Source organism: Flavobacterium sp. NG2 (assembly GCF_034119845.1).
GTDB lineage: Bacteria > Bacteroidota > Bacteroidia > Flavobacteriales > Flavobacteriaceae > Flavobacterium.
In genome coordinates, this window is sequence record NZ_CP139420.1 from 96,103 (window position 1) to 120,254 (window position 24,152).

Genomic DNA, 24,152 nt, shown 5'->3' on the forward strand with positions numbered 1-24,152 from the left:
CATTTGGGTGATATCTAAAAAAAACACTACAAAACTAACCGTCTTTATATTTCAGTTCGACTGAAGCCTTAGCAGTAGTAAAACCCCGTATCGAAAACCTAATGTCTACACTTCCGACTTCCATCTTCCTTAAAAAACCAGATCAATATCACAGCTGCTTTACTATTGTTTCCTTTCCTCATTGAACGATTAAACAACTAACCAGTTAACCCCTCCGACATATTCTTTGCCCAAAATTCTAAAATAAAAAAATAACCGCTATTTTTACTACAAAAAACTAATATGGCAAAGGTAATCGCTCCATTCAAAATTAAAGGAACACTTGATGATCTCAATTATGTAGTCACTGCAGACGGAAACAATTATGTTCGCACGAAAGGCAAAACAGGGATAACAGCAGAGCAATTTAAAACAAATCCTATTTTCGACCCTATTAGACAACAAGCAAAAGAATTTAAGTACTGCGTACACAAATCCAAAATCTTTAGGTTATTAGCTGCTCGTTTCAATAATATAGCTAAAGACGGTAGTTTCGCTGGCAGAGTAAACAAACTCTTATTAGAAATTCTAGAAGAAGACCTAACGGAATCCAAAGGAAAACGTACCCTTGATAAGGTTTTAAAAACCAAGGACGGCAAAGAAGCATTGCTTCTTTTTGAAAGCAACAAATTGAGACCTTTACGTCAAGTATTAAAAACAATAGAAACGGTTAATCTCGAAAAGCAAACCATAACACTAACCGATTTTAATGCTCAAACACAACTAGATTGGCCTGAAGCTGCAAATGAGGTACGATTCTGTATGGCCACTACCAACTGGAATTATGAGAACGATACCTTTGAAAGCTGTTATAGTGACGAAATAATCCTAAATAAGGAATCCGAGACACAAACATTGACACTCACAACAGCTAAGCCTTTAGAAAACCAACTTCAACTTACATTCCTTTGTATTTATTTTGCAACCAAAGAAAGAAAAAAAGTCAAACTCCTCCACAGAAAGTGGAATAGTTGTACGATTGTTGCTTATCAATCCTCAACAAACTAAACCCTTAAACAATTAACCGATTAACCAGTTAAACCTTTAAACTTTTAAACCCTCATCACCTACCCAATCACCAAATAATTAAACCAATTAACCGATTAACCAGTTAAACCTTTAAACTTTTAAACCCTCAACCTCTTAAACAACTAACCAGTTAACCCTTAAACCCTCATCACCTACCCAATCAGCAAATAATTAACCGATTAACCAGTTAAACCTTTAAACTTTTAAACCCTCAACCTCTTAAACAACTAATCGACTAACGACATCTTCTAACCCCACAATAATTCAAGAAATTTCATTTACTTTGCAGTCTAATCAAAAACAAAAAAACAAGTGCTTTTCTTTTCGAAAAAAAAACAAACTTTAAAGGATTTGATTCCAGACAATCATATTGATATTCACTCGCATTTACTCCCTGGTATTGATGATGGAGCACGCAATATTGAAGAGACATTGTTTTTAACCCAATCACTTCAAAGTTTTGGAATCAAGCAGTTCATCACTACGCCACATATTATACAACACGTTTGGGAAAACACACATGAACAAATTCAAGACATCCGAAATCAAACCGTTGTAGCATTAGAAAAAAACAATATTCAATTGCCTTTTAAAGCAGCTGCTGAATATCTAATGGACGATCAGTTTGTAAAACTTTTTCAATCAAACGACCTTCTAACTCTTAAAGGGAAACATGTATTGGTCGAGATGTCCTATATTAATGCCCCTATTCAATTATATTCTATTTTATTCGACTTACAAGTAGCGGGTTATATTCCGGTTTTAGCACATCCTGAACGCTATTTATTTTATCATAAAAACAAAAATGAATATCAAAAACTCAAGAGAGCTGGTTGTAAATTTCAACTGAATATCTTGGCAACAGTAGGTTATTACGGAAAAGAAGTCACTATTCAAGCTGAAGAACTCCTTCAAAAAGGAATGTATGACTTTGTGGGCTCTGATGTTCATCATTCAAATCATATTAAAGCCTTTGATCAAAAATTAAAAATCAAAGACTTAAACCCCCTAAAAGAAATCATCGCTAACAATCAATTTTTTAAATTAGATTAATAAAACTATCTAATAAACAGCGTTAAGGTAGTCCCCTTTTAGAACAAAATCATATTACAAACCTCTCTGTCAGACTGAGCCAAGCCTGCCCTGAGTGTATCGAAGGGTCGAAGTCCCTTTTTAGAACAAAACTTTATCGGAACCTTCTCTGTCTGACTAATTTAAATCTTCCTTGAGTTTATCGAAATACCATTTAAACACCAAAGAATAGTTTTCATAAAACAATATAATAAACAATGTTAAAGGAAAATAACTAGACTTCGACAAGCTCAGTCTGACAATAGTGGAATTAAATTTACCATAACGTCATAACCTTCTAAAGTACGAAGTCACTATTTACAACAAAATCGTAATTGCAAACCTCTTTGTCAGACTGAGCCTGTCGAAGTCCCCTTTGAGGACAAAATCATATTTGCAAACCTCTTTGTCAGACTGAGCCAAGCCTGCCCTGAGTGTATCGAAGGGTCGAAGTCCCTTTTTCAACAAAACCATATTAAAAACCTATTGTCAGACTGAGCTAAGCCTGCCCTGAGTGTATCGAAGGCTCAAAGTCCACCATGAATAACAACTTATTACAAGCTTGTGGAAGAATCATCTTTTCCGTATTCTGTATAATTTTTAGAATATCTCACTAATTTATCCCAATCTTCATCAATTAATGCTTGCTTTTTTCTTCTACTCCAACCTTTTATTTTCTTTTCAATCATAATAGCTTGTGTAGGTTCAGTAAACATTTCATACCAAACTAATTCTACAGGTCTTCTTTTAAAAGTATAGGAATCTTTATTAAATCCTACATTATGTTCGTATAATCTTCTCTCTAAATCATTTGTTATTCCTGTATAAAAAGAATCGTCAGCACATTTTAAAATATAGACAAAATATGTTTTCATAAAACAATATAATAAATAATGTTAAAGGAATTCAACTGGACTTCGACAAACTCAGTCTGACAATTGTGGAATTCTATTTATCACAACATCATAACCCTATAAAGTTTGAAGTCCTTACAACGACAAAATCATACTTACAAACCTCTTTGTCAGACTGAGCTAAGCCTGCCCTGAGTGTATCGAAGGGTCGAAGTCCCATTTTAGAACAAAACTTTATCGAAACAATCTTTGTCTGACTAATTTAAATCTTCCTTGAGTTTATCGAAATACCATTTAAACACCAAAGAATAGTTTTCATAAAACAATATAATAAACAATGTTAAAGGAAAATAACTAGACTTCGACAGGCTCTGTCTGACAATAGTGGGATTATATTTATCATAACTCCCCAATCATCTAAAGTTATATGTCATTATAACAACAAAATCATATTACAAACCTTTTGTCAGACTGAGCCTGTCGAAGTCCCTTTTTTAACGAAATCATACTTACAAACCTCTTTGTCAGACTGAGCCAAGCCTGCCCTGAGTGTATCGAAGGGTCGAAGTCCCTTTTGAGAACAAAACGATATCGAAACATTCTTTATCTGATTAACTTAACTCTTCCTTGAATAGATCGAAATACCTTTTAAATACAAAAAAATAATGTTCATAAAACAATATAATAAACAATGTTAAAGGAAAATAACTAGACTTCGACAAGCTCTGTCTGACAATAGTGGGATTATATTTATCATAACTCCCCAATCATCTAAAGTTATATGTCATTATGACAACAAAATCATATTACAAACCTTTTGTCAGACTGAGCCTGTCGAAGTCCCTTTTTTAACGAAATCATATTTACAAACCTCTCTGTCAGACTGAGCCAAGCCTGCCCTGAGTGTATCGAAGGATCGAAGTCCCTTTTTCAACAAAACCATATTAAAAACCTATTATCATACTGAGCCAAGCCTGCCCTGAGTGTATCGAAGGGTCGAAGTCCTCTTATAACGAAATCATATTTGCAAACCTCTCTGTCAGACTGAGCCAAGCCTGCCCTGAGTGTATCGAAGGGTCGAAGTCCCTTTTTAGAACAAAACTTAATCTAGTCTCTTTAGAAAAAACAAAAAAGTTTACAAAGAATATTTGATTTTCTATGTAAACTTTATTGTTTATAACAACTGTAGTTATTATTTCTTTAATTTCTTATACCAAGGTTCATTTTGAGCATGAACACCATAACCATAACTATAGCCATAGCCTTTTGATGAATCGGTATCATTCAATAGCATACACATATTAGGTAATTTATTGTCTCTGTATAACGTACTTGGAATATTCAACATACGTTTTTCTAATACATTAGCACGAACAACATAAACAAAACAATCAGCATGTTTTGCAATTAACAAGGTATCCGTTACCAAACTTACAGGGGCTGTATCTACAATTATATAATCGTACTGTGCTTTTAAAGTTTCAAATATAGTATCTACCCTACTGCTCATTAACAATTCAGCCGGGTTTGGCGGAATAACTCCTGAAGGCAATACATAAAAATTATCATATCCTTCTTGTTTCACAACCAGGCTATTCAAATCAATATTTTTATCACTTAAGAAATTCGTTACCCCTCTTTCTGGCAATGTCAAATAATCATCAATTCTTGGATTACGAATATCCATACCAATCAACAATACTTTTTTACCTGATAAAGCAAAAGTAGCGGCTAAATTAACCGAAACAAAGGTCTTTCCTTCCTTAGGAAATGTTGACGTTAAGAATATCGTTTTAGCTTTATCATCACTTGCTTTACTAATCATGAACTCTAAATTCGTACGGATGATACGCAATGCCTCGGCCGAACTAGACCTGCTACCCGTATTCATCACCTCGTGATCAGATTCAGATGTAGGCAAATCTCCAATAAACGGAATCAATGTTTTCCCCTCGATATCTAAACGCGTTTTTACTTTTGTATCCAATAAATCAATCAAATACAAAATACTAAACGGAATCAATAATCCTAAAATCAATGCGACTAATGTAATCATTGCACGCTTAGGGAAAACCGGTTGTTTCTGTGCTTTGGCAGCATCAATTACTCTTGCATTTGGCTCAGTAGCAGACAAGGCAATTGCCGTTTCTTCACGCTTTTGCAACAAATACAAATAGAGTTCTTCCTTAACTTTTTGTTGTCTTGCAATGGCTCTAAACTGTCTTTCCTGAGAAGGGATTTTTTTGATTCTATTATCGATTAAGCCCTCTTGATTGTTTAAATTTCTTTTTTGAATCGTCAAACTAGAACGCAAACGCTCTAAACTAGAAATGACATTCGCACGAAGCGAAGCAATTTGCTGATCCAACTTAATAACAGTAGGATTTTCAGCTGTGGCTGACTTTAATAATCGGTTGCGCTCTAACACCAACTCATTATAGGAATCCACCATCGTACTTGAAGACTCATCCTTTGAAATCATATTAGAAGGTAATAAATCTGAATTATTACTCTTTTTAATAAAATCTAACATCGAATTGGCCACGTTTAACTGAATCTCAGTTTCAATACCTTTTTTATCATATTCACTAGAACCCTCTATAAAAAGTTTTGCCTCTGATTCAATATCTGTTAAACGATTTGAAGTTTTAAAACTTTCGCCATCTTGTTCTACCCCATCCAATTCTTCTGCAATCAGAGCTAATCTTTTCGCAATAAATTTTGACGTATTACCCGATATTAAATTTTTATCTTCAACCGCATTGTTATTATAAATGCGAACTAGATTATCTAAAAATTGCTCCGACTTTTCAACTACTCCATCAACCAAAGACAGCTCTAAAACACTACTTTGCTTGCTCACAGGATTTACTTTGAGTTGACTTCTAAATCCCTCGGCTACATCAGCGATTGGGTTTAATCGAATAAAAATTTCTGACTCACCATCCCATAAATTATTCGTGGAAAAATGTTCAACCGATTTATCAATAACTAAATCACCACAACTAGTAGGTATCGTTTCACCAAAATGGTACTCTTTTTTAGAATTTACAAGTATTAAAGGACGATCTTCGACCACTTTTTCTATCAATGAAAAACTATTATTGCCCGTTTTCAAAAAAACTAGCTCAGCTTCTGACTCGTAATATTTAGGTTTTCTATTTTCAAAACGTACTAAAATTGGAGCTTTTGAATACAATTCTCTTGTTACAAATTTCTTTTTTGCAAACAACGACACATTCAAATCTAATTCATTAACCGTACTTTCAACAAGTGTTCTTGAACGTAAAATTTCAATTTCGTTATCGATGTCATTTTTAATTCCACCTCCAAATCCCATATCGGAAAAAGCAGACAATTCAGACAACATACTGTTTTTATCCTCCTTTACTAAAATAGTAGTATTGGACTGGTATTGCGGTGTTGCTAATTTTAAATATACAAAAGCTAATGAAAGGCAAATGAAAACACTTAACAAAAACCATTTCCAATGTGAAGCATATTGATCAATGATTACTCTTAATTGAAAATCATTCTCCGTTTCTTCGTTTAACAGATTATTTTGCATGAAAAGATTATTTTGTAATAGAAATAATTAAGGTAATTAAGGAAACCAATATAGAAGTAGCAGAAATTATCACTCCTGTATCAGGTCCAATTTTTGAAGCATTTATTTTGGACCTATTCGGCTCTACATAGACCACATCATTTTGAGCCAAATAATAAAAAGGCGAATTCACAATGTCAGCTTTGGTTAAATCTACTCTATTAAAAGTTTTTTTACCATCAACTTCTCTAATCACTAAGATATTATCCCTTTTTCCGTAAATAGTTAAATCTTTGGCCATACTTAAGGCTTCTAACAACGTCAATCGCTCCGAATTAATAGTAAAAGTTCCTGGAGCTACTACTTCTCCTTGTACAGAAACCTTAAAATTCATGATGCGTAAATTTACGATAGGATTTTTGATATAGGTAGCGATTTTTTTAGTAAGCATACTAACTACTTCCGTTCTCGTTTTACCACTAACTTTTTGCTTTCCTAAGACAGGAAAATCAATTGTACCTTGAGAATCTACTAAATACAATTGTGAAGATTGTTGCCCTATTAAATCCTGAGCAGTAGGACTAACAACATTTATAGCCTTCAAATTAAAAGGAGCGGCTACTTCTGGGTCCTCAGCGGAAACGATAATCATCAGTAAATCATCGGCTTGAATCTTAATTTCATAGGAATTCACACTTTCAACTTTCCCAAGATTATCACTATTTTGATAATACACTACTTCCTGTTTGGAGCCACATGAGAAGAACAAACAAATAAAAAATAAAACTAAATTATTTTTTATTAGATATAAATATTTCATTAAATAACTTTTTTTTTTCGAATGCGAATATAAAAAAAAACTTTCACTAAGGGATAAATATCCCAATTAAAAAGCTCTTTCTAATTAAAACTTAACAGCTAATTTTGTCTAAGACCTCATAATTAGAATTCATACTCTTATATTCAGGAATGATGAACTTCATTTTGGCAACAATATTCTTATTGTCAAACGAATTAGCAATTTGAATTAATTCCTCAATATTCTGATGCAAAAGAGTGTATTCTTCTTGTATTTCCTGAGCAATCATTATCTTGTCATGGTAAGTAGGCAAAGTCTTAGAGGTGTCATTCAACAGTTCCTCATATAATTTTTCTCCAGGTCGCAATCCTATCTCTTGAATTTCAATTTCTTTTCCAGGAGTAAAACCCGCTAGTTTAATCATTTTATTAGCCAAATCGATAATCTTAACTGGTTTTCCCATATCAAAGATATAAATCTCACCTCCATTCCCCATCGCACCTGCTTCCAAAACCAGTTGACAAGCTTCTGGGATGGTCATAAAATACCTTATAATATCTCTATGAGTTATCGTAATCGGACCTCCTTCGGCAATTTGCTTAGTAAACAAGGGAACAACTGAACCATTAGAACCTAAAACATTACCAAAACGAGTAGTAATAAATTTAGTCCCCGCAACACCTATCGCCTTATTTTTTAAATGTAAGGATTGCACATACTTTTCTGCTATTCGTTTACTTGCTCCCATTACATTAGACGGATTAACTGCTTTATCGGTTGATATCATTACAAATTTCTCAACCTTAAATTCACAGGATAAGTCAGCTAAATTCTTAGTTCCTTGTACATTAGTATGAATGGCTTGCGAAGGATTTTTCTCCATCAAAGGCACATGTTTATAGGCCGCAGCATGAAAAACTACATCGGGATGATACTTATTAAAAACCCTTTTTAAAGCAGCGAAATTTCTAATATCTGCAACAACTGTTTTAATTTTAGATTTCAACTTTAAAGTGTCAGTCTCCAAGTTCAAATGATGCAAAGGAGTTTCTGCTTGGTCTAAAATAATCACCTTTTTAGGATTAAACCCTAATACTTGACGCGTGATTTCACTACCGATAGAACCAGCAGCTCCCGTTATCAAAATTGTTTTATCTTTCAATTGGTTTGAAATAGCCTTATTATCTAGAACAATGGGATTTCTATTTAATAAATCTTCAATTTGAATTTTCTTTATCTTTTGAGAAATCTCTTTTTGGTTTTCCCAATCAGAAATCACAGGCACATTATACACCTTATAGTTGTATTCTAGACATTGGTCTACAATAATTAATTGCTCCTGCTTTGACAAACTCTTATCGGCAAAAATTAAACCCTGTGCCCCAACACTACGCATGATGGTTGGAATTTGTTTTTTTTGTATCAAAATAGGAAGGTTCAACATCCTCTTAGTCCCATTTTGTTTGTTCTTATCTATAAAACCAACAATCTTAAAACGGGAAGGAGACTCAAACTTCAAAGCATTGGCAACCGAAATAGCATTAGCGTCAGCCCCATAAATTACAGCTCTTGTTAACCCCTCTTTATTCCCTTCTGAAAAATAAAGTTCAAAAGTTTGCTTAACAATTACTCGGTACAAAAATAAACCACAAAATGACAATACGATATTAATAAAGAAAGACGTATTTAAAAATGCTTTAGTACCATATACAAATTCATGTGTATAATTAAACACAAGAAATAATATCAATACTGAAGATTGTGAGAATAAAAGCTTCACGGCATCTATATAGGACGAATGTCTAATAATTCCCGAATAGGTTCGAAACACCCAAAAGAAAAATAGATTTGTAAAAAGCAAAATACCTACAAAACTTAATTCAGAATCAATCTTAATATAGCGCAACCCCATCCCTTTAAACAACAAATAAGTCGCTAAAAAGGCAGCAATCAAAACCGACAAATCAAAAAGCACGATAATCCATCGAGGCAGATAACTTAAGTTACAAACTCTGAATCGCAAACTTAGATTAGAAAAGTAATTTTCTAATTTAGAATTAGTAGTTGTCTTCAAATTGTTATTACTATTATTAATTAATTTTTTTTCCTGATTAGCAAAAATACAAATAAAGTTGACTTATGGAATAAACATCACAATTATTCAGGTTAACTACCAATTTTTCAATGTTTTATCCTAAAAAAATTACATTCCTTATCTCTTTAACAGACAAAAAAACAATTCCATAAGAAACCTTCATTATTTCTTAAAAAGACTTAACAGATATTCCCCATAACCTGATTTTTTTAATGGCTCTGCTAGGAGTTTCAATTCCTTATCACTAATAAAACCTTGCCTCCAAGCAATCTCTTCAATACAGCCAATTTTCAATCCTTGTCTTTCTTCAATCACCTGTACAAATTGACCAGCCTGCATTAAACTGTTAAAAGTCCCCGTATCCAACCAAGCGGTTCCTCTACTTAAAATTCCTACTTTAAGTTTGCCTTGTTCTAGATACGCTTTATTTATATCTGTTATTTCATATTCTCCTCTAGCAGAGGGTTGAATTTTTTTAGCAATTGATACAACGGAATTGTCATAAAAATACAAACCAGGCACGGCATAATTCGATTTAGGTTTTAAAGGCTTCTCTTCAATTGAAACAGCTTTTAAATCCTTATCGAATTCTACCACACCATAACGTTCTGGATCAGACACATGATATGCAAAAACCACACCTCCCTCTGGATTGGTATTGGACTGCAACAATTCATGCATATTAGACCCAAAAAATATATTATCCCCCAATACCAAAGCTACAGAATCATTACCAATAAAATCTTCTCCAATGACAAAGGCTTGTGCTAATCCATTTGGAATAGGTTGCTCTGCATAACTAAACTTACAGCCAATAGCTGAACCATCCCCTAATAATCTCTTAAAATTCGGTAAATCATGAGGTGTTGATATAATTAATATTTCATTAATCCCAGCCATCATTAATGTTGACAAAGGATAATAAATCATTGGTTTATCATATACAGGCATCATCTGTTTACTCATTGCAAGAGTCAAAGGATGTAATCGTGTACCTGAACCTCCTGCCAAAATAATTCCTTTCATATCTCTACTATTATAATTTGGCCATCATTTTCTTTAAACTTTCTTTATACGGCACAATCTGAACAGCATATTTCTCTTTTATCTTGGAAGTATCCATTAATGAGAAACTAGGCCTTTGTGCTGGTGTAGGATAACTAGAAGTTGGAATTCCATTAACTTCACAAGAAAGTTGCGCAATTTCCTTTATATCTTTGGCAAATTCATACCAACTGATTTCTCCTGCATTAGAGTAATGATAGAGTCCTGATTCCCATTTCCCACTATTCAAAATGGTAAAAATGGCCTGGGCTAAATCAGCGGCATAGGTTGGTGCACCTATTTGATCAATGACCACTCCAATTGCTTTTCTTTCTCTCATTAATCGCAACATGGTTTTCACAAAATTATTACCAAATTCTGAATACACCCATGCCGTTCGAATAATGATACTATCTGGACAAAGAGAAGCACAAGCTTGCTCTCCTGCCAACTTGGTAACTCCATAAACACTTTGAGGATTCGGCACATCTTCTTCGGTATAAGCAATAGGAGAGTTTCCATCAAAAACATAATCGGTGGAAATATGGATTAGTTTTGATTGATTATCATGACATAATTTCGCCAAAGTAGCTACTGCCAAATGATTCACAACATTAGCAGTTACGCTATCTTCTTCCGCTTTATCCACTGCAGTATAGGCTGCACAATTGATAACAATATTGGGCTGAATTTTTTCGAAATTAGCTATAATCACAGATTCATCATCCAAAGGAAAATCAACAATATCCGTAAATACAAATTCAAAATCAGAATATTGAGATGCTAAAACTTGTATCTCAGACCCCAACTGCCCATTGGCTCCTGTTACTAAAATCTTTTCCATTAAAACTGACTGTTACATTCTGCAAAACTTGGCAATACCTTATCTTTTTCAGAAACAATGGCATCTTTTAAATCCATTCCCCAATCGATATTTAGGGTCGAATCATCAAACCGAATACCACCTTCACTTTCTTTATGATAAAACTGATCACATTTATACAACACGATAGCGGTATCACTCAAAACCGAAAAACCATGCGCAAAGCCTTGGGGAACTAACAACTGCTTCTTATTCTCTGCTGTTAAAACAATACTATACGATTGTCCGTAAGTAGGTGAGTCTTTGCGTAAATCAACCGCCACATCTAGGATTTCACCTTCTAATACTCTAACTAATTTCGTTTGAGCATAAGGAGGGTTTTGATAGTGCAGCCCTCTTAATGTTCCTTTTTGAGAAAAAGATTGATTGTCCTGAACAAAATCAAAATTAATCCCTAATTCTTTTAGTTTATTAGCATTAAAAGACTCCATAAAATATCCTCTTTCGTCGGCAAAAACGGTTGGAGTTAAAATTACTAAATCTTTAATATCGGTAGTTTCTAAATTCATTTTTATTGTTCGTTATTAAACCCTGCTGCGAAATTAATCTAAAATAATGCTATTTGTCCTATTAAATTTAAAACTAATGTGATTTTAAATAAATTATCCGCTTGGGATGTGAATTTTTAGCTCAAAAAAGGAATGAAAATGACGTCATCTTATCAAATAGAACTATGTCTGCCCTGAATGTATCAAAGGGTAAAAGTCCATATTTACAAAAAAACAAATCAAATGCCTATTGTCAGGCTAAGCTGAACTTGTCCTAAATTACCTAAAAACAAATCCTAATCCACCCTAAAAAAACTACTAATCACCCTTTCAATTCTTTCCTTTTCATTAACTGTCAAATTTGAACTAGAGGGTAAGCATAAGCCTTTCTCAAATAAAGACTGAGAAACTGCATTCCCATAATAAGGATAATTTTCAAAAACGGGTTGTAAATGCATCGGTTTCCATAACGGACGCGATTCAACATTCTCTTGTTCAAAAACCAACCGCAATCCTTCTGCACTGATTCCTAATTCGGGATTAGGTTCTACTAGTATAGTAGTCAACCAATAATTTGAATGAAAATCTTCATTCGGAACAGTAAAAACAGTTACTGAAGGAATTTCAGCAAACAAAGACACATAAAATTCATGCATTTTACGACGTAAAGTTACATGCCTGTCCAACACCTGTATTTGACCTCTTCCTATAGCCGCACAAATATTAGACATCCTATAATTATATCCAATTTCGCTGTGCTGATAATGAGCCGCTAGATCACGAGATTGAGTAGCGTAAAAAACTGCTTTTTCTTTTATTTCTTTGGACTTGCTAATGACAGCACCGCCACCAGAAGTCGTAATAATTTTATTGCCATTAAAAGACAAAACTCCTAAAGCTCCAAAAGTACCACAAAGTTGGCCTTTATAACTACTTCCTAAAGCTTCGGCCGCATCTTCCAAAACTGGGATTTCATACTCATTAGCTACTCTATGAATGGCCTCTATGTGGTATGGAACCCCATATAAGTGAACTGCAATAATGGCTTTTGGTTTTTTACCTTTTGCTATCCTCTCCTTGATTGCTTTTTCTAAAGCGTTGGGACATAGATTCCAGGTTTCAGCTTCACTATCTATAAATACAGGAGTGGCTCCTTGGTATAAAATGGGATTGGCTGAAGCCGAAAAAGTAAAACTTTGACATAGTACCTCATCACCGGCTTGGACTCCAAGCAAAACCAATCCTAAATGAATGGCTGAAGTACCCGAATTTAAGCCTGCGACAAAGGAACCTTGTCCTAAATACTGTTCCAAGTCTTCTTCAAATCCATTTACTTGTTCCCCTCCTGTCGAAATTGAATTTTGCAACAAGGCCTCCTGAATATAACCGTTTTCGGCTCCTCCTTGATGTGAGGTGGAAAGATAGATCCTAGATTTATTCATTTAATTGCCAAGTATCTTTATCAAAACGAACATCGTCTTCTTTTACCCTACTTAATGGTAAAGTAGAAAATGAAATTAATTTGGAATCTTTCTCCAAAGCTACAATCGCATTAGCATAGCCTGCTGGTATATGCAAAACCTTAGATTCGGAGGCTTGCAACACAACCGATTCTACTTTTAAATCTTTAGAAGGATTCATCCAATCATCAATTGCCACAAAACCAATTTGGAAAGAACCTGATACGCAATAAAAATTTTTACAATCTAGCTTATGACCTTGCCAAGCACGAACGGGATTTTCATCTGAATTGGTAATCACATAAAATCTCTCAATTCCATCAAATTTAAAATCATTTACAAATGCCACCGAACCACGATAGTCTTCAAATCTATCGCCTTGAATAACTTGAACATTCATTATTTTTACTATTATATTGAATACAACTGGACACCGTCCATGGATTAAAGACCATTTCCAAAACCACTTCGACAAGCTCAGTGTGACAATAGTGGAATTATTTCTTAACAAACAAAACCTTCTACCTACCGAAGTCCCTTTAACAACAAATCCTTAATAAAAACCTCTTTGTCAGACTGAGCTTAACCTGCCCTGAGTGTATCGATAGCTCGAAGTCCATTTCCAAAACCACTTCGACAAGCTCAGTGTGACAATAGTGGAATAATTTCTTAACAAACAAAAACCTTCTACCTATCGAAGACCCCTTTAACAACAAATCCTGAATAAAAACCTCTTTGTCAGACTGAGCTTAGCCTGCCCTGAGTGTATCGAAGGGTCGAAGTCCCCTTTAACAACAAATCCTGAATAAAAACCTCTTTGTCAGACTGAGCTTAGCCTGCCCTGAGTATATCGAAGGGTCGAAGTCCATTTTAACAACAAATCCTAAATAAAAACCTCTTTGTCAGACTGTGCTTAGCCTGCCCTGAGTGTATCGAAGGGTCGAAGTCCCCTTTAACAACAAATCCTGAATAAAAACCTCTTTGTCAGACTGAGCTTGTCGAAGTCCCTTTTTACAACAAATTTCAAATAAAAAACCAATTAAATCGCTAAACGTTTCTGACCCTTTTTAACAAATAAAACTTAACGGTATAGAGTGCAAATAATGGAATTAAAACCATAACGATTAAAGCAATATCAGGAATGCGTTGGTATCCCCAAAACACAAAAGCTGAAACTGCAATTTGCAATGCGGCATATATAAAAGAAACTAATCGATGGTCTAATTGGTATTCATTACATAAGATTTGATAAAAATGCCAACGATGCGCTTCGGACAATTTTTCTTTCAATTGGATACGGTGCAAAATAGTACAACTCGTTTCGACACCATAAATCACTAAAAACAAAACCCAAACTATTGATTGAGTTATTAAAAACAACTTCAATAGTAAATACACAATCCAGAAAGCAACTGCAATACTTCCGATATCCCCAGCAAAACACTTGGCTTTTTTTCTGTAATTAAACAAAAGAAAAACAAAGGACGCAATCATTGGAAAAATAATAAAATCTGAATCTACATAAGTTTGAATATTCTCATTTACATACCAAAGCGAACCTAATACAGCCAAAGTATACAAACCCGTAATTCCATTAATCCCATCCATAAAATTATAGGCGTTAATAGTACCCACAAAAAAGAAATAGGCAAACAAAACACCGTACCAAGGAAAAAGGGCATAAATATCCAAATCGACAAACAGAATCGAAATCGCTAATACATGAGTAAAAAAACGAACTTTGGTAGATAGACTTTGAATATCGTCCCAAAAGCTAACCAAACTAACAGCCGTTATCCCAATAAAAAACAGATAATTCTCTTGGTAATGTTGGGTGAAATACAACAACGCCGCAAACCAAAAAATAATACCTCCACCACGCAAGGTAATTTCAGTATGCGCACTTCGATGATTGGGTTTGTCAATGATATTGTACTTATCAGCAACTTTAAAAAAAACCAACTCCATAATTAATAGGAGTGCAAAAACAACTAAATAAATCATTTATTAAAATTATAGTATTGTGTAATAGAATTATGTTGGCTAAAGAAAACACGTCAGTTCGAGTGATTTTGAAAGTAGCGCTTCTCGATACATTTTGATTTATTGAGCACCCTGCTATTATTCAAAATCTTTCAAATCAAAACACTCGAAGTGACGAACATAACATTACGTATTATCGAGAACGCCGTCAGTTCGAGTGATTTTGAAAGTAGCGCTAGCGGTTTTCAAAATCGTATCGAGAACGAGAACCCGTCAGTTCGAGTGATTTTTAATAGTATGCGACAGCTTTACTATTAAAAATCGTATCGAGAACCACTTCTCGATACATTTTGATTTATTGAGCACCCTGCTATTATTCAAAATCTTTCAAATCAAAACACTCGAAGTGACAAACATGACGTATTATCGTGAACGCCGTCAGTTCGAGTGATTTTGAAAGTAGCGCTAGCGGTTTTCAAAATCGTATCGAGAACGTGAACCCGTCAGTTCGAGTGATTTTTAATAGTATGCGACAGCTTTACTATTAAAAATCGTATCGAGAACCACTTCTCGATAAATTTTGATTTATTAAGCACCCTGCTATTATTCAAAATCTTTCAAATCAAAACACTCGAAGTGACGAACATGACGTATTATCGTGAACGCCGTCAGTTCGAGTGATTTTGAAAGTAGCGCTAGCGGTTTTCAAAATCGTATCGAGAACGAGAACGCGTCAGTTCGAGTGATTTTTAATAGTATGCGACAGCTTTACTATTAAAAATTGTATCGAGAACCGAGAACTATAATCATCATTCAAACTTTTTCTTAGCCAAATTTACTAAGGAGTCATAATCTCCATTGATTAACGCTTCTTTCTTAGCTCTTGACCACTTTTTTATTTGCTTTTCTTTTTCAATTGCTAAAGTTATATCTGTAAATTCAGCATAGAAAACCAATTCAAGTGGTCTTTTATTAAAAGTATAACAAGTAGGATAAAAGCCTGAATTATGTTTAAACAATCGATCCGTTAAATTACTAGTTACACCTGTATAGTAACTATCATCAGAACACTTTAATATGTAAACATAGGACTGTTTCATTATAATCCGTTTTCAATATATCTATAACAGTAACAATAAGACTTCTCGATACGTTTTGATTTATTGAGCACCCTGCTATTATTCAAAATCTTTCAAATCTAAACACTCGAAGTGACGAACATGTCGTATTATCAAGAACGCCGTCAGTTCGAGTGATTTTGAAAGTAGCGCTAGCGCTTCTCGATACATTTTGATTTATTCAAAATCCTACACTTATTCAAAACCTTTCAAATCAAAACACTCGAAGTGACGAACATGACGTATTATCGTGAAAGCCGTCAGTTTGAGTAATTTTGAAATAGCGATAGCGCTTCTCGATACGTTTTGATTTATTGAGCATTCTGCCATAATTCAAAATCTTTCAAATCAAAACACTCGAAGTGACGAACGTATAGTCTTATCGAGAACCCGTCAGTTCGAGTGATTTTGAAAGTAGCGCTAGCGGTTTTCAAAATCGTATCGAGAACGAGAACGCGTCAGTTCGAGTGATTTTTAATAGTATGCGACAGCTTTACTATTAAAAATTGTATCGAGAACCGAGAACTATAATCGTCATTCAAAGTTTTTCTTAGCCAAATTTACTAAGGAGTCATAATCTCCATTGATTAACGCTTCTTTCTTAGCTCTTGACCACTTTTTTATTTGCTTTTCTTTTTCAATTGCTAAAGTTATATCGGTAAATTCAGCATAGAAAACCAATTCAAGTGGTCTCTTATTAAAAGTATAACAAGTAGGATAAAAGCCTGTATTATGTTTAAACAATCGATTTGTTAGATCACTAGTCACACCTACATAATAACTCTCATCAGAACACTTTAATATGTAAACATAGGACTGTTTCATTATAATCTGTTTTCAATATATCTATTACAGTAACAATAAGACTTCTCGATACATTTTGATTTATTGAGCACCCTACTATTATTCAAAATCTTTCAAATCTAAACACTCGAAGTGACGAACAAACTATCATTAAACCACCGTCAGTTCGAGTGAATTTTCAGAAAATGCGAATAGCTTTTTCTGAAAATTTGTATCGAGAACCACTCCTTTACACCTACCTTATCTCATTCAACATAGAGTCGAAAATACTCATATGAAGTTTGAGAAAATCCTTTTGGTCAAATTCTTTTTCTGCTTTTATTCTCGAGTAGTTTCCCATTCTTTTTCTGTCTTCTGGGGAATTAATCAGTTTTTCGATGGCATCAGCTAGTTCTTGGACAGACTTAACAGGTACTTTATAACCATTTAATCCCTCTTCAACACATTCCCTACATCCATTGGCATCCGTGGTAACAATAGGTTTACCCATGGCACAGGCTTCTATCAAAACAGTAGGCACACCTTCCTTATAATAGGATGGCAATACAACAATATCAGCATTTTTATAAACTTCGACCATATCCGAATGAAATCCCTCCCATTTAAGATAATCACCTTTTTCAATACTCTTTAGGTAGGTTTCAGAAACACAGTCTTTATTTCCATTATCAACCATACCTATTAACTTAAAGCATACTTTTCCAAAATACTTTGCTTCTAAAAGTCTAGCCGCTTCTACAAATTCGCGAATTCCTTTGTCCCATAGCATTCTTGTTGGCAAAACAACTACCAACTTATCTTTATTAACTATTTCTTGGGGTTTAAATTTCTCCAAATCTGCACCAATACCTTTGGTGAAACTAATTTTGTTTTTTGAACTTATCACACCTAGCCTACAGAGCTCTTTGTAATCTTCCTTATTTTCAAAAAGTAGATGACTATTTTTAGTATTAAAACCAATTTTCATCAATTTTACCATTATATACTGCACTAATCCACCTCCTTTTTTTGAAAAATTATATCCTAATCCACAAATTGCATTAACCGTTTTAATATTTAAAAGCCTTGTTATCAAAGAACCATAAATCACTGGTTTCATCGTTACATGATATATTAAGGATGGTTTTTGTGTTTGGTATAAACGGAAAATCTTTAAAATCAATTTCAATTCAAGAAAAAAATTAATTCTAAAACGAGAAATATCAATATTAACAAAATCAAGTCCTGAATCTTTAATTTCATTTGCCCTACCGGTATCTTTAGCAATTACAACAACTTCATAATGTTCTTGTTTTGCTTTTTTACCAATACTAAGTCTATGCATGATATAAAACCAATCAACATTGGCAACCATCAATATTTTTTTTTTCTCATTCATAGACTTTTGCCCCCTTTTTATTATAATAATTCAACAATTCTATAATAAGAAGTGCTAAACCAAAACTAGAGAGTATCTTTATACTACTATATAAATCCCCTCTCAAAAGATAAAACTCAAATCCCAAAAAAATATAAAAAATCAACTTTAGTAAGGACGATATTCTCCCCTTAGCATAACGATTATCTAAAAAAGCATTAAAAAAAGTTATTATTATTAAAAATAAAAGAATGCCAAAATACCCATAATTAGCATAGCCTTCTCCAAAAAAGGGCATCGATACATTTGTATAATTATAGCCAAGTTTTTGTGCGATTAAAGTTCCTGTTCCCATGGGACGATTATTCCATTGTGATTCTTGAATAAAAAAGAAAATGCTCCCTAACAATTGCCTACCATTAGTTACAACCTTTTCGTCTAATAAAAACACAAAATTTTGAAATGCATCAAAATGTCCAGTGTTAAATAAATGAAAATTAAAATCATAGCTTCCTTTATACACATCTCTAAAATTATTAAAGAGTGGAAACAAGACTAATAATCCAAATAAATACATTTTAATATAATACCTTTTCTCGTTTAAAATAGGAATGAACACCAAAAACAGTGGAATATAGAGTGTCGCTAATATACCTCTTGAAAGTGATGTAGGAAAACAAATTACCAAAATCATAAACAATAAAATATACGTTTTCTTATCATTAATAGGATTTCTCAATTTATAATACATAAAACAAACAAATGGGAGAAGCTGTACCACTGATAAAATAGCATAACCCACTAATCCTAAATTAGTATTATACTTTAATCTAAATATAAAAGGTCTCGTAATTAATAAATCCCAATTGAATTTAATTAAATACAAATAAAAAACTACTGAAACTGCTGATATTCCAATGAGTAAAATTCCATTCTCAAATTTAGAAACTGCTTTACCATTGTTTTGAACTTCAGATTTTATTTTGTCAAAATAAACATACAGGAAACGATAAAGAATCAAATAAAGAATCAAAATCCCTAATAATAGAGTAGCTCCTTTGATATAAAGAGTATCATTGATTGACTTAACGCTATCAAAAAAGACCAAATTATGTTTGAACTGAGTTGTAGGAGCAATTGAAAAGAAAAAATAATTAAAAAGGCAAAAAGTCTTGTTTAATGAAATAGGATGGGTATCAACGGATAAGAAAAGTCCATATAAAGAAAGTAACCCAATCCCTAAAAAAAGACTCAGTAGGAAGAAATTATATCGTATTCCTACATCTACATAAGTATAAACAAATGTAAACAGCATCATTATCATCAAAAAATAATTTTCCTTAATGAACTTCACTTACTTTTAATTTAAAAAAATAATACGACAACAAAGCATATAATAGCCTACCCGACACAAAGGCAATAGCCCCTCCAATTATAGTTAAAACTGGAATCAAAACACATCCTAAAACAATCATAAATAAGGTTGCTACAATGGTAATCCAACTATATAATTGATCTTCAAAATAGACTAGTAAGCCATTAACACCATAACCTGAAATTGCGCCCATCAAAAAAGGAATCGGACTCAAATATTTGATGATATAAATTGTATTCTCAAAATCGGTTACAGATTTCAATTTAAGCCAATGCGCAATCAAAAAAGGACTCCCAAAAAACATCACCAAACTCAAACAAAATCCAATCCCTAACAAAACCATTCTGGACGCTTTAATATTTCTTTGTTCCCTATTCACCATGGGATAAAACACCGTAGTTAAAATAGTATTTACTGTCGAAAAAGCACTGGTAAATTTTACCCCAATTTGCATGAGTGCAACAGTATTAGGCAATCCAAATAAACCTACTAAAAAAACCATGATAACACCTGTTGTAGAGGGTAACAATAAATTGATATAGGAATTAAAATGAGACTTTAGATAAACTCCAATTTCCCTAAATGAAAGTAATTGAACTTTGATTTTAAATTGTTTTAGAACCCCTACAAACGATAGTCCTGAAACTACAAATAACCCAATAGCCTCAGCTACTGGAATCCATATAAAATCTTCTTTATGCTTGATAAACACTATAACTAACCCAACATAAATCAAAGTCGAAAGAAAACTAATAAGAGTAATAAACTTCATTTTCTCCAAACCCAAAAAGAACCAACGTAGTGAAAACAAATCCCCAATTAACAACAAAGAAGCCAAAAGGAACAAATTTCGAGCTTCCTCAAATCGAGGAATAAATAGTACTAGAATAAAAATAATACAATAAGCAATCCCTATCAAAAAGAGTTTTACAGAGAAAACTTCGTTAAACAATTGTTCAACCTTTTCTAAATTATTTTTGTTTTTTGCCAGTTCCCGAACAGCCGATAAATCAAAACCATAATTCAGGAAATTAACGAAAAACAATACCATTGCCATCGCAAAAGCATATTTTCCATAATTCTCTACCCCTACCTTGAATATTAGATAAGGAATCAACCCTAAAGTCAATGCTAATTCCAATCCTTTTACTGTAAATAAGGAAATTAGATTTTGAGAGAAATGGTATATTTTTTTTTTATTCAATGGTTATTATAATAAATGAATCAAATTACACCAGTTCGAGTGATTTTAAAAGTAGCACTTCTCGATACATTTTGATTTATTCAAAATCCTACACTTATTCAAAATCTTGCAAATCAAAACACTCGAAGTGACGAACATGTCGTGTTATTTAGCACCGTCAGTTCGAGTGAATTTTCAGAAAATGCGAATAGCTTTTTCTGAAAATTTGTATCGAGAACCACTTCTCGATACATTTTGATTTATTCAAAATCCTACTCTTATTCAAAATCTTGCAAATCAAAATACTCGAAGTGACGAACATGTCGTGTTATTTAGCACCGTCAGTTCGAGTGATTTTGAAAAAAGCGCTAGCGGTTTTCAAAATCGTATCGAGAACCACTTCTCGATACATTTTGATTTATTGAACATCCTGCCATTATTCAAAATCTTGCAAATCAAAACACTCGAAGTGACGAACATGTCGTGTCATTTAGCACCGTCAGTTCGAGTGATTTTGAAAGTAGCGCTAGCGGTTTTCAAAATCGTATCGAGAACCACTTCTCGATACATTTTGATTTATTGGGCATGCTGATATTATTCAAAATCTTGCAAATCAAAACACTCGAAGTGACGAACGCATAATCGTATCAAGAACGCGTCAGTTCGAGTGATTTTGAAAGTAGCGCTAGCGGTTTTCAAAATCGTATCGAGAACCACTTCTCGATACATTTTGATTTATTGGGCATGCTGATATTATTCAAAATCTTGCAAATCAAAACACTCGAAGTGACGAACAAACTATCATTAAACCACCGTCAGTTCGAGTGATTTTGAAAGTAGCGCTAGCGGTTTTCAAAATCGTATCGAGAACCACTTCTCGATACATTTTGATTTATTGAACATCCTGCCATTATTCAAAATCTTGCAAATCAAAACACTCGAAGTGACGAACATGTCGTGTTATTTAGCACCGTCAGTTCGAGTGATTTTGAAAAAAGCGACAGCATTTTTCAAAATTATATCGAGAACCACTTCTCGATACATTTTGATTTATTGAATATTCTGCTATTATTCAAAATCTTGCAAATCAAAACACTCGAAGTGACGAATATATCGTATTATCGAGAACGCGTCAGTTCGAGTGATTTTGAAAGTAGCGCTAGCGGTTTTCAAAATCGTATCGAGAACCGCTTCTCGATACATTTTGATTTATTGAACATCCTGCCATTATTCAAAATCTTGCAAATCAAAACACTCGAAGTGACGAACGTATCATCTTAACGTGAACCCGTCAGTTCGAGTGATTTTGAAAAAAGCGACAGCATTTTTCAAAATTGTATCGAGAACCGAGAACCGAGAACAGAGAACTACTTCCTAAACGACTGAAACGTTTTTATCAACCCTTCTCGTGAAGACAAAGGCAACTCAATCCCTAATGCTTTTTTAATTTTAGCATTGCTAACTACATAATTTTCAGTGAGTTTTTGCAAACGCTCTGAATTAATCGGTAATGGTGCTATATCACCCAGTTTAGCAATAGCCTTAATAACTAATTGTGGAACAGCCAAAATAGTGGCTTTTCTCTCCAACGACTCTCCTGCCAGACTTACTATATCGGTTGTTGCTAACGAAAAATCATCTGCTATATTGTAAATCCCTGAAGGAACTTTTTTTTGCAATAACTGTTCGATCACAAAACAAAGATTATCAACACTCAAAAAAGAGCGTTCATTTTTGTATGCACCTAAAGGATAAGGAATCCCTTTGGCGACAATACTATATAATAAATTCAAATTTCCTTTATTCCCTGGGCCGTGAATCATACAAGGACGTAAGATATACACTTCCTTATCTTCAGGCAGATTTTGCATGATGTATTCTTCGGCCTTTAACTTCGATTTTCCGTAAACTGTTACAGGCTTAGGCACTACATTTTCGTCCAAAATACCTTCAACTTCATCTGCCGCAGCTTTTACAGAACTGATGTAAATGAATTTTTGAGCCGTTGATTGTACAAAATGATCGTATAATTTTTTGGTCAATTCATAATTGACCTCATAATACGCCGCATCATCAGCTGTCTTTTTTAAATCATGGGCTTTTCCAGCTAGATGCACTATCGCATCATAGGAATTATTACCTTGAAAAAATTCAGTATAGGATAAACTTTCAGGACTTGTTACTCTTGAAATCCCTTTTAATTGATAGTCTTTTTTTAAAAAATGGTTCAGATTTTGCCCTACAAAACCTGTGATACCTGTGATGTAGATGTTTTTCATTATATTTTTAAAAAGCCTAAGCTCTTCCAGATAAAACGGGTTTGTATTTTGAATGGCGAAAACGTTTGTCCATTCATCCCTAAAGCTTTTTGAATCTCTTTGGTAATCAATTTATAAGAAGATGTCCCTGAGCTACTCAACCCACCTACTAGCATAGCTGTAGTGGTAATACCCGAATATTTCCAACTGATATTGTTTTTCAAAAAGAACCTCGTTATCAACTCGTAATCGGCTCCAATTTTAAAATCTAGTGTGTAATCACCATACTTTTGAAACAACGATTTCTTAAAAAAGATGGAAGGATGAGGAGGCATAAAGCCAATTTTCAACTTTTCGGGTTTCCAACTTTTTGACGAATACAACCTAATGATTTTGCCTTTAGTATTGTGCTGAATGATGTTCCCCACAGAAGCATCAATCACATTATTTTGATGAACAGCAGCTATTTCTTCCAACACGGTATTCGAATGAAAAGTATCATCAGAATTTAAAATACCAATAATATCACCACTCGCCATAGCGATTCCTTTATTCATGGCATCGTACAGACCTTTATCAGGTTCTGAAACCCATTTGGTAATAATGGATTCATTAGCTTGAATTATTGCAAGGGTATTGTCTTTGGATTTTCCATCAACAATAATATATTCAATATCCTTGTAGGTTTGATTGGCTACTGATTGAATGGTTTTTTCGATGGTTGCCGCACTGTTGTAGCAAACCGTTATGATGGTGATTTTCATT

21 protein-coding genes are annotated in these 24,152 nt (G+C 33.6%); 3 read left to right on the top strand and 18 right to left on the bottom strand.

Going from position 1 to position 24,152, the window contains the following annotated elements; all coding sequences use genetic code 11:
* The first annotated feature begins 282 nt into the window (after window positions 1–282).
* Entirely contained in the window at window positions 283–1,047 is a 765-nt protein-coding gene (locus SLW70_RS00420; protein WP_320889893.1) for a hypothetical protein, read from the top strand.
* 333 nt (window positions 1,048–1,380) lie between these two features.
* The gene (locus SLW70_RS00425) at window positions 1,381–2,121 is read left to right on the top strand and encodes a tyrosine-protein phosphatase (RefSeq protein WP_320889894.1); all 741 of its coding nucleotides are present in this window, start codon (window positions 1,381–1,383) and stop codon (window positions 2,119–2,121) included.
* A 572-nt stretch (window positions 2,122–2,693) separates the two neighbouring features.
* Here SLW70_RS00425 and SLW70_RS00430 read toward each other — a convergent pair.
* The 16 genes from SLW70_RS00430 to SLW70_RS00505 form a co-directional block, all read right to left on the bottom strand.
* The gene (locus SLW70_RS00430; protein ID WP_320889895.1) at window positions 2,694–3,014 is read right to left on the bottom strand and encodes a GIY-YIG nuclease family protein; all 321 of its coding nucleotides are present in this window, start codon (window positions 3,012–3,014) and stop codon (window positions 2,694–2,696) included.
* 1,171 nt (window positions 3,015–4,185) lie between these two features.
* On the bottom strand, window positions 4,186–6,561 hold the full coding sequence (locus SLW70_RS00435) for a polysaccharide biosynthesis tyrosine autokinase (protein WP_320889896.1): 2,376 nt from the start codon (window positions 6,559–6,561) through the stop codon (window positions 4,186–4,188).
* 7 nt (window positions 6,562–6,568) lie between these two features.
* Window positions 6,569–7,360, bottom strand: a complete 792-nt coding sequence (locus SLW70_RS00440) for a polysaccharide biosynthesis/export family protein (RefSeq protein ID WP_320889897.1) — start codon at window positions 7,358–7,360, stop codon at window positions 6,569–6,571.
* A 91-nt stretch (window positions 7,361–7,451) separates the two neighbouring features.
* Window positions 7,452–9,413 (bottom strand): polysaccharide biosynthesis protein, encoded by a 1,962-nt coding sequence (locus tag SLW70_RS00445; RefSeq protein ID WP_414458234.1) that lies wholly within the window; start codon window positions 9,411–9,413, stop codon window positions 7,452–7,454.
* Window positions 9,414–9,596: 183 nt separating this feature from the next.
* On the bottom strand, window positions 9,597–10,460 hold the full coding sequence (gene rfbA / locus SLW70_RS00450; protein ID WP_320889898.1) for a glucose-1-phosphate thymidylyltransferase RfbA: 864 nt from the start codon (window positions 10,458–10,460) through the stop codon (window positions 9,597–9,599).
* A 10-nt stretch (window positions 10,461–10,470) separates the two neighbouring features.
* Window positions 10,471–11,322, bottom strand: a complete 852-nt coding sequence (rfbD, locus tag SLW70_RS00455; RefSeq protein ID WP_320889899.1) for a dTDP-4-dehydrorhamnose reductase — start codon at window positions 11,320–11,322, stop codon at window positions 10,471–10,473.
* Window positions 11,322–11,870: a dTDP-4-dehydrorhamnose 3,5-epimerase gene (gene rfbC / locus SLW70_RS00460; RefSeq protein ID WP_320889900.1), complete on the bottom strand. Its 549-nt coding sequence runs from the start codon at window positions 11,868–11,870 to the stop codon at window positions 11,322–11,324. The genes rfbD and rfbC overlap by 1 nt, the downstream gene beginning before the upstream one ends.
* A gap of 275 nt (window positions 11,871–12,145) precedes the next feature.
* Window positions 12,146–13,291, bottom strand: a complete 1,146-nt coding sequence (locus SLW70_RS00465; RefSeq protein ID WP_320889901.1) for a DegT/DnrJ/EryC1/StrS family aminotransferase — start codon at window positions 13,289–13,291, stop codon at window positions 12,146–12,148.
* Window positions 13,284–13,709 carry a WxcM-like domain-containing protein gene (locus tag SLW70_RS00470; protein ID WP_320889902.1) on the bottom strand — a complete coding sequence of 142 codons (426 nt, stop codon included), beginning with the start codon at window positions 13,707–13,709 and terminating at the stop codon, window positions 13,284–13,286. The genes SLW70_RS00465 and SLW70_RS00470 overlap by 8 nt, the downstream gene beginning before the upstream one ends.
* A 647-nt stretch (window positions 13,710–14,356) precedes the next feature.
* A complete protein-coding gene (locus SLW70_RS00475) occupies window positions 14,357–15,313 on the bottom strand; it encodes a glycosyltransferase family 4 protein (RefSeq protein WP_320889903.1) in 957 nt (318 codons plus the stop codon).
* Window positions 15,314–16,101: 788 nt separating this feature from the next.
* Window positions 16,102–16,392: a GIY-YIG nuclease family protein gene (locus SLW70_RS00480; RefSeq protein ID WP_320889904.1), complete on the bottom strand. Its 291-nt coding sequence runs from the start codon at window positions 16,390–16,392 to the stop codon at window positions 16,102–16,104.
* 213 nt (window positions 16,393–16,605) lie between these two features.
* Entirely contained in the window at window positions 16,606–16,740 is a 135-nt protein-coding gene (locus SLW70_RS00485) for a hypothetical protein (protein WP_320889905.1), read from the bottom strand.
* 204 nt (window positions 16,741–16,944) lie between these two features.
* Complete coding sequence (locus SLW70_RS00490; protein ID WP_320889906.1) at window positions 16,945–17,235, bottom strand: GIY-YIG nuclease family protein; 291 nt, start codon at window positions 17,233–17,235, stop codon at window positions 16,945–16,947.
* Window positions 17,236–17,449: 214 nt separating this feature from the next.
* A complete protein-coding gene (locus SLW70_RS00495) occupies window positions 17,450–18,592 on the bottom strand; it encodes a glycosyltransferase family 4 protein (protein WP_320889908.1) in 1,143 nt (380 codons plus the stop codon).
* Window positions 18,585–19,925, bottom strand: a complete 1,341-nt coding sequence (locus tag SLW70_RS00500) for a hypothetical protein (protein WP_320889909.1) — start codon at window positions 19,923–19,925, stop codon at window positions 18,585–18,587. The genes SLW70_RS00495 and SLW70_RS00500 overlap by 8 nt, the downstream gene beginning before the upstream one ends.
* Window positions 19,912–21,150, bottom strand: coding sequence for an oligosaccharide flippase family protein (locus SLW70_RS00505; RefSeq protein WP_320889910.1), 1,239 nt, complete (start codon window positions 21,148–21,150; stop codon window positions 19,912–19,914). The genes SLW70_RS00500 and SLW70_RS00505 overlap by 14 nt, the downstream gene beginning before the upstream one ends.
* 1,059 nt (window positions 21,151–22,209) lie before the next feature.
* Here SLW70_RS00505 and SLW70_RS00510 point away from each other — a divergent pair.
* Window positions 22,210–22,410, top strand: coding sequence for a hypothetical protein (locus tag SLW70_RS00510; protein ID WP_320889911.1), 201 nt, complete (start codon window positions 22,210–22,212; stop codon window positions 22,408–22,410).
* Between the two features lie 86 nt (window positions 22,411–22,496).
* Here SLW70_RS00510 and SLW70_RS00515 read toward each other — a convergent pair whose 3' ends face one another.
* On the bottom strand, window positions 22,497–23,408 hold the full coding sequence (locus SLW70_RS00515) for an NAD-dependent epimerase/dehydratase family protein (protein ID WP_320889912.1): 912 nt from the start codon (window positions 23,406–23,408) through the stop codon (window positions 22,497–22,499).
* Complete coding sequence (locus tag SLW70_RS00520) at window positions 23,408–24,151, bottom strand: glycosyltransferase family 2 protein (protein ID WP_320889914.1); 744 nt, start codon at window positions 24,149–24,151, stop codon at window positions 23,408–23,410. The genes SLW70_RS00515 and SLW70_RS00520 overlap by 1 nt, the downstream gene beginning before the upstream one ends.
* Window position 24,152 lies beyond the last annotated feature (1 nt).